The organism is Enterobacter sp. Tr-810, from assembly GCF_011752765.1.
Classification (GTDB): domain Bacteria; phylum Pseudomonadota; class Gammaproteobacteria; order Enterobacterales; family Enterobacteriaceae; genus Enterobacter; species Enterobacter soli.
This window is the reverse complement of sequence record NZ_VWWW01000009.1, coordinates 37,689-56,060: the sequence shown is the minus strand read 5'-3', so window position 1 is coordinate 56,060 and position 18,372 is coordinate 37,689. Positions and strand designations below refer to the sequence as shown.

19 protein-coding genes are annotated in these 18,372 nt (G+C 54.6%); 13 read left to right on the top strand and 6 right to left on the bottom strand.

Annotated elements, in window-relative coordinates:
- Positions 1 to 130: 130 nt before the first annotated feature.
- The 4 genes from hslO to F3J30_RS20530 all read right to left on the bottom strand — a co-directional run bounded on the left by hslO (position 131) and on the right by F3J30_RS20530 (position 4,320).
- On the bottom strand, positions 131 to 1,009 hold the full coding sequence (gene hslO, locus F3J30_RS20545; protein ID WP_166718383.1) for an Hsp33 family molecular chaperone HslO: 879 nt from the start codon (positions 1,007 to 1,009) through the stop codon (positions 131 to 133).
- Between the two features lie 25 nt (positions 1,010 to 1,034).
- A complete protein-coding gene (gene hslR, locus F3J30_RS20540) occupies positions 1,035 to 1,436 on the bottom strand; it encodes a ribosome-associated heat shock protein Hsp15 (RefSeq protein ID WP_166718382.1) in 402 nt (133 codons plus the stop codon).
- On the bottom strand, positions 1,433 to 2,116 hold the full coding sequence (gene yrfG / locus F3J30_RS20535) for a GMP/IMP nucleotidase (RefSeq protein WP_014072111.1): 684 nt from the start codon (positions 2,114 to 2,116) through the stop codon (positions 1,433 to 1,435). The genes hslR and yrfG overlap by 4 nt, the downstream gene beginning before the upstream one ends.
- A gap of 65 nt (positions 2,117 to 2,181) precedes the next feature.
- On the bottom strand, positions 2,182 to 4,320 hold the full coding sequence (locus F3J30_RS20530; protein WP_166718381.1) for an intracellular growth attenuator family protein: 2,139 nt from the start codon (positions 4,318 to 4,320) through the stop codon (positions 2,182 to 2,184).
- Between the two features lie 325 nt (positions 4,321 to 4,645).
- Between F3J30_RS20530 and nudE the strand changes: the two genes are divergently transcribed.
- On the top strand, positions 4,646 to 5,206 hold the full coding sequence (nudE, locus tag F3J30_RS20525; RefSeq protein WP_014072109.1) for an ADP compounds hydrolase NudE: 561 nt from the start codon (positions 4,646 to 4,648) through the stop codon (positions 5,204 to 5,206).
- An 82-nt stretch (positions 5,207 to 5,288) separates the two neighbouring features.
- Here the strand turns inward: nudE and mrcA are convergent, their stop codons facing one another.
- A complete protein-coding gene (gene mrcA, locus F3J30_RS20520; protein WP_166718380.1) occupies positions 5,289 to 7,841 on the bottom strand; it encodes a peptidoglycan glycosyltransferase/peptidoglycan DD-transpeptidase MrcA in 2,553 nt (850 codons plus the stop codon).
- Between the two features lie 120 nt (positions 7,842 to 7,961).
- On the opposite strand from mrcA, the gene pilM reads away from it, so the two are divergent.
- The 12 genes from pilM (at position 7,962) to trpS (ending at position 17,933) form a co-directional block, all read left to right on the top strand.
- Positions 7,962 to 8,741 (top strand): pilus assembly protein PilM, encoded by a 780-nt coding sequence (pilM, locus tag F3J30_RS20515; protein WP_166718379.1) that lies wholly within the window; start codon positions 7,962 to 7,964, stop codon positions 8,739 to 8,741.
- Complete coding sequence (locus F3J30_RS20510; protein WP_166718378.1) at positions 8,738 to 9,235, top strand: PilN domain-containing protein; 498 nt, start codon at positions 8,738 to 8,740, stop codon at positions 9,233 to 9,235. Before pilM ends, F3J30_RS20510 begins: the two co-directional genes overlap by 4 nt.
- Before the next feature lie 78 nt (positions 9,236 to 9,313).
- Positions 9,314 to 9,700: a hypothetical protein gene (locus tag F3J30_RS20505; protein ID WP_247650650.1), complete on the top strand. Its 387-nt coding sequence runs from the start codon at positions 9,314 to 9,316 to the stop codon at positions 9,698 to 9,700.
- Positions 9,690 to 10,094, top strand: coding sequence for a HofP DNA utilization family protein (locus tag F3J30_RS20500; protein ID WP_166718377.1), 405 nt, complete (start codon positions 9,690 to 9,692; stop codon positions 10,092 to 10,094). The genes F3J30_RS20505 and F3J30_RS20500 overlap by 11 nt, the downstream gene beginning before the upstream one ends.
- The gene (hofQ, locus tag F3J30_RS20495; RefSeq protein ID WP_166718376.1) at positions 10,006 to 11,244 is read left to right on the top strand and encodes a DNA uptake porin HofQ; all 1,239 of its coding nucleotides are present in this window, start codon (positions 10,006 to 10,008) and stop codon (positions 11,242 to 11,244) included. The genes F3J30_RS20500 and hofQ overlap by 89 nt, the downstream gene beginning before the upstream one ends.
- Positions 11,245 to 11,530: 286 nt before the next feature.
- The gene (gene aroK, locus F3J30_RS20490; protein ID WP_010436374.1) at positions 11,531 to 12,052 is read left to right on the top strand and encodes a shikimate kinase AroK; all 522 of its coding nucleotides are present in this window, start codon (positions 11,531 to 11,533) and stop codon (positions 12,050 to 12,052) included.
- Positions 12,053 to 12,109: 57 nt separating this feature from the next.
- Positions 12,110 to 13,198 (top strand): 3-dehydroquinate synthase, encoded by a 1,089-nt coding sequence (gene aroB / locus F3J30_RS20485; protein WP_014072102.1) that lies wholly within the window; start codon positions 12,110 to 12,112, stop codon positions 13,196 to 13,198.
- Positions 13,199 to 13,290: 92 nt separating this feature from the next.
- Complete coding sequence (gene damX / locus F3J30_RS20480) at positions 13,291 to 14,583, top strand: cell division protein DamX (protein ID WP_166718375.1); 1,293 nt, start codon at positions 13,291 to 13,293, stop codon at positions 14,581 to 14,583.
- 67 nt (positions 14,584 to 14,650) lie between these two features.
- Complete coding sequence (gene dam, locus F3J30_RS20475) at positions 14,651 to 15,463, top strand: adenine-specific DNA-methyltransferase (RefSeq protein ID WP_166718374.1); 813 nt, start codon at positions 14,651 to 14,653, stop codon at positions 15,461 to 15,463.
- A 41-nt stretch (positions 15,464 to 15,504) separates the two neighbouring features.
- Positions 15,505 to 16,182 (top strand): ribulose-phosphate 3-epimerase, encoded by a 678-nt coding sequence (gene rpe, locus F3J30_RS20470; protein WP_014072099.1) that lies wholly within the window; start codon positions 15,505 to 15,507, stop codon positions 16,180 to 16,182.
- Positions 16,175 to 16,936 (top strand): phosphoglycolate phosphatase, encoded by a 762-nt coding sequence (gph, locus tag F3J30_RS20465; protein ID WP_014072098.1) that lies wholly within the window; start codon positions 16,175 to 16,177, stop codon positions 16,934 to 16,936. Before rpe ends, gph begins: the two co-directional genes overlap by 8 nt.
- Complete coding sequence (trpS, locus tag F3J30_RS20460; protein WP_014072097.1) at positions 16,929 to 17,933, top strand: tryptophan--tRNA ligase; 1,005 nt, start codon at positions 16,929 to 16,931, stop codon at positions 17,931 to 17,933. The genes gph and trpS overlap by 8 nt, the downstream gene beginning before the upstream one ends.
- A gap of 144 nt (positions 17,934 to 18,077) precedes the next feature.
- On the opposite strand, the gene F3J30_RS20455 is transcribed toward trpS, so the two are convergent.
- On the bottom strand, positions 18,078 to 18,248 hold the full coding sequence (locus F3J30_RS20455) for a YhfL family protein (RefSeq protein WP_014072096.1): 171 nt from the start codon (positions 18,246 to 18,248) through the stop codon (positions 18,078 to 18,080).
- Positions 18,249 to 18,372 lie beyond the last annotated feature (124 nt).

The following is an 18,372-nucleotide window of genomic DNA, read 5'->3' as shown; positions in this document are numbered from 1 at the left end:
ACATTGTTAAAAACGATTCAGCTTATGGGGGGATTTTAGCCCCTCACCCCAGCCCTCTCCCCAAAGGGGAGAGGGTGTTCAAGTTCCCTCTCCCCTTTGGGGAGAGGGTCAGGGTGAGGGGGTAAGAGGATCAGTGAACCTGCGGATCCGCCGGGGAGGCGTTGTTGCGGATCTCGGCGATATCCATTGAATTGAACACGTAGTGCGTACCGCAGTAGTCACAGTGCATATCAATTTCACCGTCTTCGGCCATGATGCTGTCGATCTCTTCATCCGGCAGGGTTTTCAGCGCGCCCGCGCAACGTTCACGGGAACAGGTGCACTTGAACTCCACAGCCTGCGGATCGTAAACCGTCACTTCTTCTTCGTGATACAGGCGCCACAACACATCGGTGGCAGACAGGTTGAACAGCTCTTCTGCCTTGACGGTTTCCGTCAGCGTTGCCAGGTGTTCGAAATCGTTAGTCTGTGCGTCCTGCGCAGGCAGAACCTGCAACAGCATTCCGCCCGCCGCAGGCTGGCCGTCTACTTCACCGGTGCGGATGAACAGACGGGTTGGCAGCTGTTCGGAGCGCATGAAGTAATCTTCCAGACATGCCGCCAGCGTGTCGCCTTCCAGGCCAACGACACCCTGATAACGCTCACCTTCTTCCGGGGAAATGGTGATAACCAGATAGCCATTGCCGACCAGTGTTTTCAGGTCAGCACCTTCCGGTACCTCGCCCTGAACGCGCGCAACACCGCGCATCTGCTGCTGGTTATTGCCGTTGATCACCGCCAGTGTCATCGGGCCATCGCCCTGCAACTGCACGGTAATATCACCAGCAAATTTCAGCGTCGCGGTCAGTAGGCTGGTGGCAACCAGCAGTTCGCCCAACAGGGTTTTTACCGGCAGCGGGTAGTTGTGGTTTTCCAGAATCTGTTTCCAGGTTTCGGATACGGTCACCAGCTCGCCGCGAACGGCAAATTGTTCAAACAGATAGCGGTGTAATTGGTCGTGTTGGGCCATAATAGTCTCTCGTGCAGGTGAGGGGTTACTCGTTCTCACCGTGTTTAAATTTCATCAGTTCACGGCGCTCTTTTTTGTCCGGACGCCGATCCGGGTGCGGCATAGTCAGCGCATTCATTTTGCGTGCCAGTGCCGTCTTTTCGCGTTTCTCGATACTGTCCACCGTTTCTTCATAGAGCAAAACGGCTTCGGTTGCAGGCCTGCGCTGTTCGGTAATGGCTTTGATCACTACCGTTCGCTCATCGTTGCCCTGACGCAGCGTTAAGGTGGCATTCAGCTCAACCAGCTTGCTCGGTTTTCCGCGCTGACCGTTGTAATGCACTTTGCCGCCGTCAATCATCTCTCGGGCAAGTGCGCGGGTTTTATAAAAACGGGCCGCCCACAGCCATTTATCCAGTCTCACCCCTTCAGAGGGTTTTTCTTTCATGGCGACTCCTTCACGGTCAGTGAGGGGATCATCCGGCGATAGTCGTTCAGCCCCGGATGGCGCAGATAGCTTTTTTCAGCCAGGCCAGAATCAGGATTGGTCACGCCCAGGCAGTAGCGAATGCCGAAGGTAGCGGCAGAATCCAGAATCGGTTCACTGTCATCAATGAACAGGGTTCTTTCAGGCTGTAAACCTGTCTCTTCTGCTACCGCGTGCCACAACCGTTGATCCTCTTTCGGATAACCAAATGTGTGGGTGGAAAGTAATAAATCAAGGTGTGAAGCAAGACCGGTATGTTCCAGCTTCACGGCCAGATTATGTGGGTGCGCATTAGTCAGCAAAATACGGCGCTTGCCGCTCGCTTTTAGCGCATCCAGGAAGGGCACGGTGTCTTCACGCAGCACAGCACGCGGGCCCTGGGCGGTGGTCATGGCACAAATATCCAGACCGAGGCGCTCGCTCCAGTAGTCCAGACAGTACCAGTTTAGCGTATGCTGCACGGCGCTATATTGCGAACGAATGAATTCCTGCGCTTCCGCCGGGGAGATGCCCTGCTGCTGACCATAGGTTTCCGGCACCAGTTTTTGCCAGAAATAGTTATCAAAGGCGAGATCGAGCAGCGTGCCGTCCATATCCAGCAGGACGGTATCAACGTCCTGCCAGGCGATATCAAGATGCATAAGGGGAACTCTCCAGCCAGAAGTTACGTGCGCGACAGGGTAGCACAACTTGTCGCGCAGTGACGTTATCCGATCAGGCTCTCAGGGGCAGGGATGAGTTTGGGATTGAGGCAATTTTCGTAGTATTGCTGGATTTCAGCCAGACGCGTGCGTGAACGCTGATAGCGGCGTACGGCCATAAAACCGTTCCAGAAAATACACACCAGCATCGCTATCATCAGCAGGGATGTTCCAACATAACGCCACAGACCGGCGCTGTCCGGCATCCTGTGCAGGTCGATATGGCGCGTGCCGTTGGCATCGGTAAAGATCCCCGTCACGATCCCCTCGGCGCTGAATGGCGTCTGCATCAGCATCTGTGCCAGGCGCTGAAATTCACCCCATTGCTCCTGGGCAGGATAGTCGTAGAGCGTGATTTGCGGGTACGGCTGATCGACCAGATCGCTGCCTTCGTCGCTGACAATCAGGAACCCCCCAGGTGCCGGGCTATTCAGTGACTGTGCGGCACGGGATGTTTCACGAATGACGAACGGCGCGGTCGAGGTTGCCACCAGGTTATCCAGTGATTCAGCACTAACCGGGCGCAGCAGAACGTTCACGCCGTCCAGTCGGCCCGCTTCGGCCCGTTTCACCAGCGATTCCCAGTCTTTACTGTTGCCGAGGTTCACGAGTGCATTTTTAAGGCGCACACAATCATCGGCTGCGGAGCATAAATCCTGTGTTTTCATCACGATTTCGCCAAAGTCATCCAGCAACACCATGCCGGATTTCTGAATGGCAGAACGCAGCGCAGGGCTGACGCGTGAATCATCATCTGCTTTCGGATGCAGCTGACGGCTTACCGTCTGGGTGAGCGCCGTTGCTTTGCCTACCACATCGGATTCCGGTAGCGGCAGCGGAGGGGCATCGTTCCAGATGATTTGCGAGCAATCAAACGGGGTAAACGGTGAGTTTTGCCTCGTATTCCAGGCGCCCGGGGTATGAATATTACACATCCCGGTTCCTTTCAGCCGCAGCGTATCGCCCACCCGCACACCGGCTTCTTCCAGTTGATTTACGCTGGTGGCTTCCACAGTTTGCGCCCCTTTAATCCACGACAGGGTAAATTTGATGGGCATATCGAGCGGTACGAAGAAAATTAGCATCATCAGCACCGCCGCGGCTCCGCCTGCGATAACGGTACTCCGCAGCCAGTGCTGGAGCGGGAAGTTCTTCACCTCGTCATGCAAGGACAAATACCGCCCCTGACGCACGACATGGCGATCGAGATAGATATCAATATCGGTTTTATGCCCTAAATCCTGGGCAATCCACGGCTGCCAGTGGCGCGGATAGATAAGGTCGATAATACCAAGCGAGATGTTGTTGAGGTGTTCCTGGTCATTCTCACCGAACAACCCCCAGCGTTTTGGCGTGCCGCGCAGGCAATGAATTTCGCGTAAGGTGGTTTTGGCCGGAGGCGCAAACAGCCCCCACAGACCCGCCGCCAGCAGTAGCACCGCACTGCCCGCCAGCCACGGAACGAACACGTCCGGCGTCAGCAGGCAGATGAAGAACAGCAGGAAAGAGGCAACGATAAGCACCGCTTCCCGGATGCCATCCGGGCGGCTCAGGGCGAACTCTTCATGCGTCTCCTGACGAATGTTGAGCAGCTCAATTTGCTCTGTCTCTTCACCGCGAATGGACGCCTGGGTTGAACTGGCGCGTTCCAGCGCAAAGCGCGGCGCTTCCTGAACGTATTCGCTAAGGGTATGGCCGTTAAGGGCGATGACCAGCGGCAAGGAGTCGGTATGGATAAGCTCAACGCTGTTTTCATCATTGATATATTGCTCCCAGAAAGGGGGCAGATGAACTTCAACGGAATCGAGATAGTAACGCCATTTGTTGGGATCGTCGGTGGTGATACCGTAGCGGGTGATTGAGCGCGTTACGCAGATAACGGTATCACTCTGTCCGTTAAGACTGAGCGATACGGGCGCTGCACTGGCCCCCGTTGGCCCGGGCGTCAGCTGCGAGCGATTAAGCGTTTCCAGATAGCTTTCAGCGGCGCTGCGTTCTTCCGGCGAGAGCTTACGCGTATTCGCACCGGCAAATGCGGTTAAAAATGGCAGCCGATATCGACGCTGGATGCGACGCCTGTATACCCACCCTGCAATCAAAGCGCCGGCCAGCATAGCAGCGATAAAAATCAAAATGGTGCTCATGCTTTCCCCATTTTACTTATCTTCTTACAGGTGTAGTCAGTAGCACCTTTAACAATGAATGAGAGTCTGTGGCTGGCTATCGGCAAGTATGGAGTCGAACTTGAGCATTTTGAAGCGCATCCCAGTGATCGATGATGATAGCAAAGCCTGCCATGGCGCGATATCAGCAAATTCCTGGACTTATTTCAACCTCTTGACTTTTGATTTGAAATAAGGATTGATTCTCGTTAGGTTGCATAAATGTAAATAAAGAACGATTGACATTGCCGAAACCGTGCGGCGTATCGCACAATAAACCCAGTTCTCACAGCAAAGACCCATCAAGATGAGCAAACCATTACAAAAACCCACCATTCTGAATGTTGAAACTGTCGCCAAATCGCGCCTGTTTAATGTCGAAAGCGTGGACCTGGAGTTCAGCAACGGTGTGCGTCGCGTTTATGAACGTATGCGCCCCTCTGCGCGCGAAGCGGTGATGATTATCCCCATCATCGACGATCATCTGATTTTAATCCGTGAATATGCAGTGGGAACAGAATCTTACGAACTTGGGTTCTCTAAAGGGCTGATTGACCCGGGCGAAACCGTGTTTGAAGCGGCAAACCGCGAGCTGAAAGAAGAGGTCGGTTTTGGCGCGAAGGAGCTGTCGTTCCTGAAAAAGCTCAGCATGGCGCCATCCTATTTCTCCAGCAAAATGAATATTGTGGTGGCAGAAGACCTGTACCCGGAATCACTGGAAGGTGACGAACCCGAGCCGCTGCCGCAGGTGCGTTGGCCGCTGGCACACCTTCTGGATTTACTCGAAGACCCTGATTTTACCGAAGCCCGCAACGTGAGCGCGCTGTTCCTGGTGCGTGAGTGGCTGAAAGGGCAGGGGCGGTTGTAGTTCATAAAAAAGGACATAAAAAAGGCCGGGTGGATACCCGGCCTTTTATTTTGTGCCCGATTTTCACCGGGCATTTGTATCGTTAAAACAGCTCGTGCGTTTCGCCGTTATCAATCATTTCTGTACCCACCTCATGCACCGCCTGTGTGGTTGGCTGCGTGCCTTCGATGAAATACTCTTCACGGCTGTTACCGCCATTGGCGAGCTGCCCGGTGCTTCGGTCGATATTCACCGTCACCACGCCAGGAGGCGGGCTTAACGGCTGTTCCGGCACGCCATCCAGCACGGATTTCATGTAAGCATCCCATGCCGGTTGCGCACTCTTCGCGCCACCTTCATAACCGGAGATTTGATCTTTAATGGCACCTGAAGCTGTAGTACGACCTAAATCGCGGCGGTGATCGTCAAAACCGATCCAGACCGATGTCACCACGCCCGGGCCATAGCCTGAGAACCAGGCATCTTTCGAGCTGTTGGTGGTCCCTGTTTTGCCGCCAATATCGTGACGCTGCAAATCACGTCCGGCACGCCAGCCCGTACCCTGCCAGCCTGGTTCACCAAAGATATTGGTATTCAGCGCGCTCTTAATCAGGAACGACAGCGGCGTGTTGATCACGTGTGGGGCGTACTCTTGCGCACCACTTTGCGCAACCAGCGCCTGATTCGCCTGCTCCAACTGAGGCTGTGGCACGGTGGAATTCTGCTGCTCCTGAGAAATCGCAACGTCTTCCATGTCCTTGTTCTCAAGCACATTGGATTTAGGCGTGTCGCCGTAAATCACCGGAATATCGCACTCGGCACAGGCAATTTTCGGCTTCGCTTCGAACAGCACGCCGCCCTGATCGTTCTCGATTTTACTGATGTAAAACGGATCGACCAGGAACCCACCGTTTGCCATGACTGAATAGCCGCGAGCCACCTGAAGCGGGGTAAAGGATGCAGAGCCTAACGCCAGCGATTCGGTATGCACGATGTTCTGCGCAGGGAAGCCGAAGCGTTGCAGGTATTCCGCTGCATAATCAACGCCCATCGCACGCATCGCACGGACCATTACCACGTTTTTCGACTGCCCCAGACCCTGACGAAGACGAATCGGTCCTGCATATTCCGCCGGAGAGTTCTTCGGCTGCCAGTCAGAGCCCGCGCCTGCATCCCAGCGAGAAATTGGCACATCGTTGAGGATACTGGCGAGCGTCAGCCCTTTGTCCATCGCTGCGGTATACAGGAATGGCTTGATGTTAGACCCCACCTGACGCAGCGCCTGGGTGGCGCGGTTAAATTTGCTCTGGTTGAAATCGAACCCACCGACCAGCGCCATTACTGCGCCGTTTTGCGGGTTGATGGATACCAGCGCGGAGTTCACGTCTGGCACCTGCGCGAGCCACCAGGCATCGCCAACCTTGCGAACCCAGATTTGCTCCCCGGTCTGAATGGCATCGGTCACTTTGCGTGGCGTTGCGCCTTGCAGAGTGTCAGAGCGGTATGGGCGCGCCCAGCGAACGCCGTCCATGCGCAGGGATACTGATGTACCGTCTGCCAGCATGACTACGGCTTCCTGTGGATCGGCCTGAGTGACTACGGCCGGCAGCAACGGACCATACGTTGGCAGTGCTTTCAGCGAATGGGTGATTTTTTTGCTGTCCCATGCGCTTTCGCCCACTTTCCACAGCACGTTTGACGGGCCGCGATAGCCGTGGCGCATGTCGTAGTCCATCACGTTATTGCGCACCGCGTCCTGTGCCGCCTGCTGCACTTTACGGGTGATCGTGGTGTAAACGCGATAGCCATCTTCATAAGCGTTCTCACCGTAGCGGCTCACCATATCCTGACGAACCATTTCCGTGAGATATGGCGCAGAGAACGCAATTTCCGGCGCGTGGTAGTTGGCGTCGATCACGTCGTTACGCGCCTGATCGTACTCGTTCTGGCTGATGTAGCCTTCGCTCAGCATACGTGACAGCACGACGTTACGGCGCGCAGTGGCACGGTCAAGAGAGTAGAGCGGGTTGAACGTGGACGGCGCTTTTGGCAGGCCAGCAATCGTGGCCATTTCGCTCAGCGTGAGCTGATCAACCGGTTTACCGAAGTACACCTGTGCAGCAGCACCCACGCCGTAAGCGCGGTAGCCCAGATAGATCTTGTTCAGGTAAAGCTCAAGGATCTCATCTTTGCTCAGCAGCTGCTCAATGCGGATCGCGAGGAACACCTCTTTGATCTTACGCATCAGCGTCTTTTCAGGGCTGAGGAAGAAGTTACGCGCCAGCTGCTGCGTAATGGTACTTGCCCCCTGAGACGCATGGCCTGAGAACAACGCAACGCTTGCCGCACGGAAAATCCCCACCGGATCGACACCGTGGTGCTCGTAAAAACGGCTGTCCTCGGTCGCAATGAAGGCTTTCACCATAACAGGTGGGATTTGTTTTAAGGTCAGCGGGATACGACGCTTTTCGCCGTATTGCGCCATCAACTCGCCATCGGCGCTATAGACCTGCATAGGGATCTGGAGTCGAACATCGCGAAGCGTGGCGACATCAGGTAGCTGCGGCTCAATGTACTTGTACAAACCATAAATCGAGCCTGCTCCCAGCAGAATGCAACAGACTGCAAGGATCAATAAATACTTTACGAACTTCACCGGAGATTTCCCATTTGGTTTCACTTGGGCAGTTTATAAACAATCGCGCGGTAGTATAAAGGCAAGCCTGATGCATTGATATAGCCGTCAACCTGATGGTCGATAAGGAGATCGTGAAATATGGCTTTCAAAACATGGCATACGGGCGTTCATATTCAACAAGATAAGGTGCGGATTGTTGCGCTGACGAAGGAGAAATCAACCTGGAGCTTGCGCCGTTGGTGGGCTATCCCGCTGGCGGAAGATATTATTCGGGACGGACAAATTATTAAGCCAGAACAACTGGTTGCGGCACTGCGCGTCTGGCGCAGAATGCTGCCGCTTTATCATCGGATCTATCTTGCTTTCCCTGCGGCACGGACCCTGCAAAAGACCCTTCCTCGACCGGCTATTGCGCTGCGAGACAGTGAGCAGGCCACCTGGGTGAGCTCTGCGCTGGCGCGTGAACTTGAGATGCCCCCGGATTCGTTATGCTTTGATTATGCACAGGATACTTTCAGCAGTACCTTCCAGGTGACTGCGGCACAAACCAAAGAGGTCGCAACCCTTCTGTCACTGGCGACCACCCTGCGCCTGCGAGTCGCCACCGTGACCCCTGATGCCGGGGCGCTGGTCAGCCTGCTTCCTTTGGCTGCACCTGCTCAGTGTGTTGCCTGGCGCGATGAGCATCAATGGCTGTGGGCCATGCGCCACCAGTGGGGACGACGTTTATGCCAGGAGGCAGCAAATGTGGCTGAACTGGCCGCATTGCTGGCGCTTTCCCCCGACGATATCGCCCTGTTTGATGCCCAGGCTCGTGACCCGTGGGAAGCCGTATCACGCTGCCAGCCTCCGCTGCCTGAATGTGGCGCTGAATTTACCGTAGCACTGGCGCTGGCCATGAATGAGATGCCCCTATGAACAGGGTGAATCTCCTGCCCTGGAGACAACAACGGCAGACGCGATGCATTCGGCTCTGGAGCATCCTGTTGGCGGGCTGGTTGCTGGTGGTATTGGCCGCCACGCTCTGGCTGCGGGCGTATCACCTTATCGGCATCCGCGCGCTACAGCAGGACATAGCCGGTATGTCTGCTGTGGAGCATGTGCTCGAAGCGCGTCAGAAGCAGGACTTACAAATGCCACTGGCGTCTGTGCAACCCTCTGCAAATCTGCCGTGGCAGCCGGTGCTGCTGTCACTGGCACAGGAGATCCCACCTCAGGCATGGCTAACCCAGCTACGTTATCAACCGCCTTCTCTGACGCTGACAGGCTATGCCGTATCGCTTCCGGCACTCAGCGCGATGGAGGAGGCGCTGAAGAAGGTCAAGGGGATGAGCCCGGGGGCCGCTGGTGAGTTGCAACAGGATAACCAGGGGCGGTGGATGTTCACTTTCAGGCTGGTCAGCCAGGGGTAGCCCGTGCACATCTTTTATGAACGCTGGTGTGCGTACCCTGTGTGGCTACGGGTGCTCCTGGGGTGTTCAGGGGCCGTAATGTTAGCGCTTGTCGCCTGGGGCGCTGGGGTGAAGCCGCTGCATTCCCGGCAGGTGGCACTGAATGCTCAGCTTGCCAATACTCTGCGAACCCGCGCAGCCCTCTGGACAACGGCCATGCGCTATTCACCTGTGGCAGAACAGAGTAGCGCGCAAATACGGCAGGGCTTGTCCCCCCTGGATTTTCAACACGATGGTACGAAGCTGGTTCACTGGAAGCCCACGCAGAATGGGGGCGAGTTGACGCTCGATGCTGACTGGGCGCAGATCCCTGACGTGTTTTCCCGGCTGGCGCTGCGGGATGTCAATGTGGCGGCCTTCGACATGACCCCACAAGGGGCGCAGCTTCGTCTGAACATCCAGCTGGAGCGACATCATGCGGAGTAACGTGCGTTTTCTGCTTCTGTGTTCCCTGCTGATGTTAACCGGGATGCGCGATCCTTTTCATCCGCCAGAAGATCGCTGCGCGGTGGGGCAGTTAGCGCAGTGGCGATATCAGGGGATAGTCAGCAGTATCAGCAGCATTGGCATTTTGCAGGATGGGCAAAAACGCTGGCATCGGGTCAGGGCAGATGATCGCCTGCCGGTGGGATGGCGGGTGATCGCCATAGACGAAAAGGAACTGGTCATTGCGCTGGGCGACGCGTGCGAGCCAAAGCAATGGCAGTGGCAACGAGAAGGAACGGGAAAAAATGAAAATCAGGATAATGCTCTTGCTGATGATACTCAGTCATCCGGTGTGGGCGGGCACCCCAAAGCCGGTCAATCTGGTCGTCGATGATGTTCCTGTGGTGCAGGTGCTACAAGCCCTGGCCGCGCAGGAGGAACGTAATCTTGTGGTGTCACCCGATGTGAGCGGTACGCTGTCGCTGAATCTGACGCGCGTTCCCTGGCGGCAAGCGCTTAACACCGTTGTCACCAGTGCCGGGCTTATCTTACGGGAAGAGCGGGGGATTTTTTACGTCCACACCGCGGCCTGGCAGCGCGAGCAAGAGGCGCGTAAGGAGCAGGAACTGATCAAGCGGCAGCTTGATGCCCCGCTGTTATCACGCAGTATTTCCCTTTCGTATGCAGATGCCGGGGAGCTGCAAAAGGCGGCTGAAAAACTCCTCAGCCCAAAGGGCAGTTTGTCAGTGGACAAACGCACCAACCGCCTACTGGCACGTGACAACCAGGCCGTGCTGGATTCGCTACAGCTCTGGGCTGAACAGATGGATATGCCCGTCGAACAGGTAGAGCTGGCTGCGCACATTGTGACAATCACCGAAAAAAGCCTGCGTGAGTTAGGGGTGAAATGGAATCTTGCAGAGTCCGCGGGGGCTGGCAGCATCGGGCAAGCGACCACGCTAAACGCCGATCTTTCCGTATCCCAGGCCACAACGCATGTGGGTTTTAACATCGGGCGGATCAACGGCAGGTTGCTGGATCTTGAACTGTCGGCGCTGGAGCAAAAGCAACAGGTCGAGATCATCGCCAGCCCGCGATTGCTTGCATCACATATGCAACCGGCCAGCATTAAGCAGGGCAGTGAAATCCCTTATCAGGTGTCCAGCGGAGAAAGCGGTGCCACCTCCGTGGAGTTCAAAGAGGCAGTATTAGGCATGGAAGTCACCCCCGTCGTGTTACCCGGTGGGCGAGTGCGGCTTAAATTGCACATCAGTGAAAACATGCCGGGGCAGGTATTGCAGCAGGAGAATGGCGAAACGCTGGCGATTGATAAGCAGGAGATTGAAACGCAGGTAGAGGTAAAAAGCGGAGAAACGCTGACGCTGGGCGGTATTTTCTCGCAAAAGAATAAAACGGGGAGTGATAGTGTGCCTGGTCTTGGAAAAATTCCCTGGTTTGGGCAGTTTTTTCGCCATGACGGTAAGGACAATGAACGACGTGAGTTAGTGGTGTTTATTACGCCACGTCTGGTAGGTATTCACTAATGGGAAACGATCCCCGCAATGATTTTGCATTCAGTTTGTTGCAGATGTTTGACGTGGGGCATGAATTAGCATACAAGGAGTACCGATTTGAGTTTGACTTGCGTCTTGTTGCCTTATGCGTCTGGTGCGGCGATTTAATCAGTTGCCAAACAAGCCGTAGTATTGAGATAATTTTTAGTCTGACTCTCGCTCTATTGCATATGAGGTTTCAGTTCATGTCCTGCTACGCTGGGTGTCTGCGAAGCGGGGATTACCATTAACGAATAGTCTTAGTAGTACCGAAAAAATGGCAGAGAAACGCAATATCTTTCTGGTTGGGCCTATGGGTGCCGGCAAAAGCACTATTGGGCGTCAGTTAGCTCAACAACTCAATATGGAATTTTACGATTCTGATCAAGAGATTGAGAAACGAACCGGAGCTGATGTGGGCTGGGTCTTCGACGTAGAAGGCGAAGAAGGTTTCCGTGACCGAGAAGAAAAAGTGATCAACGAACTCACGGAAAAACAGGGCATCGTTCTGGCGACAGGCGGCGGTTCTGTTAAATCTCGCGAAACCCGCAACCGTCTCTCCGCCCGTGGCGTTGTGGTCTATCTTGAGACGACCATTGAAAAACAGCTGGCACGTACGCAGCGCGATAAAAAGCGCCCGTTGCTGCAAGTTGAAACGCCGCCACGCGAAGTTCTGGAAGCCCTGGCCGGTGAACGCAATCCTCTGTACGAAGAGATTGCTGATGTGACCATTCGTACTGACGATCAGAGCGCTAAAGTGGTTGCAAACCAGATTATTCATATGCTGGAAAGCAACTGATTCTGGCTTTATATACACTCGCCTGCGGGTAAAAGCATTTAAGGTGGATGTCGCGTCATGGAGAGGATTACAGTTACTCTCGGGGAACGTAGTTACCCTATCACCATCGCGGCTGGTTTGTTTAACGACCCAGCTTCCTTCTTACCACTGAAAGCGGGTGATCAGGCGATGCTGGTCACCAATGAGACTCTGGCTCCGCTTTATCTCGACCGTGTACGCCACCTGCTTGAACAGGCGGGCGTGAAGGTCGACAGTGTGATTCTGCCCGATGGCGAGCAGTATAAGAGCCTGACGGTACTGGATACCGTCTTTACCGCATTACTGCAAAAACCTCATGGTCGCGATACGACACTGCTTGCTCTTGGCGGCGGTGTTGTTGGCGATCTGACAGGTTTTGCCGCCGCAAGTTACCAACGCGGCGTACGCTTTATTCAGATCCCAACCACGTTGTTGTCACAGGTCGACTCTTCTGTTGGCGGCAAAACGGCAGTTAACCATCCACTCGGCAAAAATATGATCGGCGCGTTCTATCAGCCGGCATCGGTCGTGGTGGATCTCGATTGCCTGTCAACACTGCCTAAACGTGAGCTGGCGTCTGGCCTTGCTGAAGTGATCAAATACGGCATCATTCTTGACGGCGAGTTCTTCACCTGGCTTGAAGAGAATATGGATGCCCTGCTGCGTCTGGATGGGGCTGCTCTGGCCTATTGCATCCGTCGTTGTTGTGAGCTGAAAGCGGAAGTTGTTGCCGCAGACGAGCGTGAAACCGGCTTACGTGCTTTACTGAATCTGGGGCATACGTTTGGTCACGCTATTGAAGCCGAAATGGGATATGGCAACTGGCTTCACGGCGAGGCGGTTGCAGCCGGTATGGTGATGGCTGCTCGCACCTCTGAACGTCTCGGTCAGTTCAAACCGGAAGAGACTCAGCGCATTATTACGCTGCTTGAGCGCGCCGGCTTGCCGGTAACCGGGCCGCAGGAAATGTCTGCACAAGCGTATTTACCCCACATGATGCGCGATAAAAAAGTATTGGCAGGTGAGATGCGTCTGGTACTCCCACTTGCAATAGGGAAGAGTGAAGTGCGCGGCGGAGTGCCGCACGATGTTGTTCTTGGCGCTATCGCTGATTGTCAGCAAGCGTAACAATTAGAAAGGTCAGGCCACTGTCAAAAGTGGTCGTTTAGTTTCAGGTGAAGTGCAAAGTCGTTGGCATAAGCCTTTGAGTGGGGTGTTAAATGGATGAATTCAAACCAGAAGACGAGCTGAAACCCGATCCCAGCGATCGTCGTACTGGTCGTTCTCGTCAATCTTCAGAACGTGATAACGAGCCGCAGATCAACTTTGACGATGTTGATCTGGATGCAGACGATCGTCGCCCTTCACGCAGCCGTAACGCGCGTGATGAGCGAGAAGAAGAGGATTATGAGCCCGAAGAAGATTCAATGGACGAAGAGCCGGTAGAGCGTCGCCCGCGTAAACGTAAAAAAGCAGCGGCAAGCAAACCGGCTTCCCGTCAGTACATCATGATGGGCCTGGGCGTTCTGGTTCTGTTGCTGCTGATTGTCGGCATCGGTTCCGCGCTAAAAGCGCCATCAACTGACTCAAATTCACAGACCGCGTCGACTGAGAAGAGCATCAACCTGTCTGATAATGATGCGTCAAATCAGGCGAATGGTGCGCAACCAGCGCCGGGCGCAACCTCTACAGAGCAGACCGCCGCAAACACAACGACCCCGCAGGATGTTTCTCTGCCACCAGTCTCTTCTACCCCGACTCAGGGTCAGGCACCTGCTACGCCAGAAGGCCAGCAGCGTGTAGAAGTTCAGGGCGATCTGAACAACGCACTGACACAGCCTCAGAATCAGGAACAGGTGAACAACGTAGTGGCGAACTCTACGCTGCCAACTGAACCTGCAACTGTTGCGCCGATTCGTGGTGGTAATGCACAGCCACAAACCGCTGCAACGGAAACGAAGTCGCGTCAGACGCAAACGGCAACGCATCAGGAACGTAAACAGGCTGTATTTGAGCCGAAGCGTGAAGTCAAACCGCAGGCTGTTGTAAAAGCGCCAGAATCAAAAGTTGTCACACAGCCAAAACGTACTGAAACAGCCGCTGTCAGCGAACCTGTAAAAGCACCTGTGGCCGCCACACCGAAAGCAACGGCGACCACAACCGCGCCAGCAGCGACTCCGGCACCAGCAACAGCGACGGCGTCCAGTGCAGCGACAGGCAAAACGGCAGGTAATGTTGGTTCCCTGAAGTCAGCACCTGCCAACAACTACACGCTGCAACTGAGCAGTTCGTCTAACTATGACAACCTCAGCGGTTGGGCGAAGAAGTCGAATCTGAAAAACTACGTGGTTTATCAGACGACCCGCAACGGGCAACCGTGGTACGTGCTGGTAAGCGGTGTTTACGCGTCTAAAGACGAAGCAAAACGCGCCGTAGCCTCACTGCCTGCTGATGTTCAGGCGAAAAACCCGTGGGCGAAGCCGATTCATCAGGTTCAGGCCGATCTTAAGTAATGTGTAAAGCGCAGGATGCTGTCGGAGCTTTCTCCACAGCCGGAGAAGGTGTAATCAGTTAGTCAGCATGAAAAAAAATCGCGCTTTTCTTAAATGGGCAGGGGGGAAATACCCCCTGCTCGACGATATTAAAAAACACCTGCCTAAAGGCGAGTGTCTTATCGAGCCCTTCGTGGGCGCCGGATCGGTATTCCTGAATACCGATTTTTCTCGTTATATTCTGGCGGATATTAACAGCGACCTCATCAGCCTCTACACCATCGTCAAACTGCGTACCGATGAGTACGTGGACGAGGCGCGTAAGCTGTTTACCCCAGAGCACAACAATCCAGACATTTACTACCAACTTCGCGCAGAGTTTAATCAAAGCCAGGATCCGTTCCGCCGCGCGTTGTTGTTCCTGTACCTCAACCGTCATGGCTACAATGGCCTGTGCCGGTATAACCTGCGCGGTGAATTTAACGTGCCGTTTGGCCGCTATAAGCGCCCTTATTTCCCGCAGGCTGAGCTGTACCACTTTGCTGAAAAAGCGCAGAACGCGGAGTTTTATTGCCTCTCCTATGAAGAGTGCATGGAGCAGGCTGACGCGAATTCGGTGGTCTATTGTGACCCGCCTTACGCGCCACTTTCTGCGACGGCGAATTTCACTGCTTATCACACCAACAGCTTCAGCCCTGCTGAGCAGGCGCGTCTGGCGGAGATGGCAGAAAAGCTGGTCAGTAAAAGAATTCCAGTGTTAATTTCGAATCACGATACGCCGGATACACGCGAATGGTACAAAGCCGCGAAGCAATTCCAGGTTAAGGTACGACGCAGTATTAGCAGCAACGGCGGCACACGTAAAAAGGTGGACGAACTGCTGGCTCTTTATCGACCCTGAGCCGTTTTGCCTGCCGGTAAACACATTTCAAGGAGATGCGGATGAAACAGTTTTTGATTGCCCCCTCAATTCTGTCGGCCGATTTTGCCCGCCTGGGTGAGGACACCGCCAAAGCGCTTGCTGCGGGTGCGGATGTCGTCCATTTCGACGTTATGGATAACCACTATGTTCCCAATCTGACCATCGGCCCGATGGTCCTGAAAGCGCTGCGTAATTATGGTATTACCGCGCCGATTGACGTGCATCTGATGGTTAAACCGGTCGATCGCCTTGTTCCCGATTTTGCCGCTGCGGGTGCCAGCATCATCACTTTCCACCCTGAAGCTTCCGAGCACGTCGACCGCACGCTGCAACTGATCAAAGAGAATGGCTGTAAAGCGGGCCTGGTCTTTAACCCGGCGACACCGCTGACGTATCTCGATTACGTCATGGATAAGCTGGACGTGATCTTACTGATGTCCGTTAACCCGGGCTTTGGTGGTCAGTCGTTTATTCCTCATACGCTGGATAAACTGCGCGAAGTGCGCCGCCGTATTGATGAGTCGGGCTATGACATTCGTCTGGAAGTGGACGGTGGTGTTAAGGTGAATAACATTGGTGAGATTGCGGCTGCGGGTGCAGATATGTTCGTCGCGGGTTCTGCAATCTTCGACCAACCGGATTACAAGAAAGTCATTGATGAAATGCGCCGTGAACTGGCAAAGGTAAGTCATGGATAAATTGCAGGCAACCCGGGGTGTAGCATTTGACCTCGACGGCACGCTGGTGGACAGCGCGCCGGGCTTAAGTAGCGCTGTCGATCAGGCGCTGTATGCGCTTGAACTGCCCGTTGCGGGCGAAGAGCGTGTGGTGACGTGGATTGGTAACGGCGCCGATGTGCTGATGGAACGCGCCCTGACCTGGGCGCGCCAGGAGCGCGCGGTACAGCGTGCTGCACAGGGGAAACCCGGTGTTGACCATGCGGACATCCCGCAGGAAGAGCAGCAGCGCATTCTGCGTAAACTGTTCGACCGCTTCTATGAAGAAACGGTTGAAGAAGGGAGCTTTCTGTTCCCGGATGTGGCTGAAACGCTGAGCACCCTCCACGCGCAGGGCATTCCGCTGGGGCTGGTGACAAACAAACCTACGCCGTTCGTTGCACCGCTGCTGGAAGCGCTGGATATCGCGAAGTATTTTTCCGTGATTGTGGGTGGCGATGATGTGCAGAACAAAAAGCCACATCCTGAACCGCTATTGTTGGTGGCAGGAAAATTATCCTTAACGCCTGACCAGCTGCTCTTTGTCGGTGATTCACGCAATGATATTCTGGCTGCCAGAGCGGCAGGCTGTCCTTCCGTGGGATTAACCTATGGCTACAACTACGGTGAAGCCATCACGCTAAGTGAGCCGGACGTGGTGTTCGATCACTTCAAAGATATATTGCCCGCACTCGGGCTCTCGCACAGTGAAAATCAGGAATTGAAAAATGACTAAGCCCATCGTTTTTAGTGGCGCACAGCCGTCAGGTGAATTGACCATTGGTAACTACATGGGTGCGCTGCGTCAGTGGGTCAACATGCAGGATGACTACCATTGCATCTATTGCATCGTGGATCTTCATGCCATTACCGCGCGTCAGGATCCTGAGAAGCTGCGTAAAGCCACCCTCGATACGCTGGCGCTCTATCTGGCATGTGGTATTGATCCAGAGAAAAGCACCATCTTCGTTCAGTCTCACGTGCCAGAGCACGCGCAGCTGGGCTGGGCGCTAAACTGCTACACCTATTTCGGTGAGCTGAGCCGTATGACCCAGTTCAAGGACAAATCCGCACGCTATTCTGAAAACATCAACGCCGGTCTGTTTGATTACCCGGTACTGATGGCGGCAGACATTCTGCTGTACCAGACCAACCAGGTTCCTGTTGGCGAAGACCAGAAGCAGCACCTGGAGCTGAGCCGCGATATCGCCCAGCGTTTCAACGCCATTTATGGCGATGTGTTCAAAGTGCCTGAGCCGTTTATTCCGAAATCCGGTGCGCGCGTGATGTCGCTGCTGGAGCCAACCAAGAAGATGTCCAAGTCTGACGATAACCGCAACAACGTTATCGGCCTGCTGGAAGACCCGAAATCAGTGGTCAAAAAGCTCAAGCGCGCGGTCACCGACTCTGATGAGCCGCCAGTAGTTCGTTACGACGTGCAGAACAAAGCGGGCGTTTCCAACCTGCTGGATATCCTCTCTGGCGTGACGGGTCGAACGATCCCTGAGCTGGAGCAGCACTTCGAAGGCAAAATGTATGGCCACCTGAAAGGCGAAGTGGCGGACGCAGTTTCCGGGATGCTGACCGAGTTGCAGGAGCGTTATAACCGCTACCGCAACGATGAAGCGTTCCTGCAAAAAGTGATGAAAGACGGCGCGGATAAAGCCAGCGCGCGCGCATCCGAAACCCTGAAAGCAGTATACGAAGCGATTGGGTTTGTGGGTAAGCCGTGAGTCTGCTTGCCGGGTGGCGCTAACGCTTACCCGGCCTACGAGATCGTGTAGGTCGGGTAAGGCGAAGCCGCCACCCGACTAAAAACTACACTCTCCAAAACTAAAAAACCGGGAAATCCCGGTTTTTTTATGCCTGAAAAACGCTTACTGCTGTGCCGCCGGGCCGCAACCACCGATGATCTTCGAAATGGAGATCGCCGGGTGCAGCAGGTAATCGTAGCTACAGTTATTTTTGGTGTTTTCAACATGACCCGTACAGGCTGTAAGAGTCGATAACACGGCGACCAGAACGGCTGCCTTTGCCAGTTTGAACATACGCATTCCTTGTCTAAAAACGAAAATTTTTATGTAACACGAGGGAATAAATGGAAAAGTTCCACTTCGGGGCGGTATGTTAGCGGCGGCGGCAAGATGCGAGTAGTCCGGTTAAGGACTACCC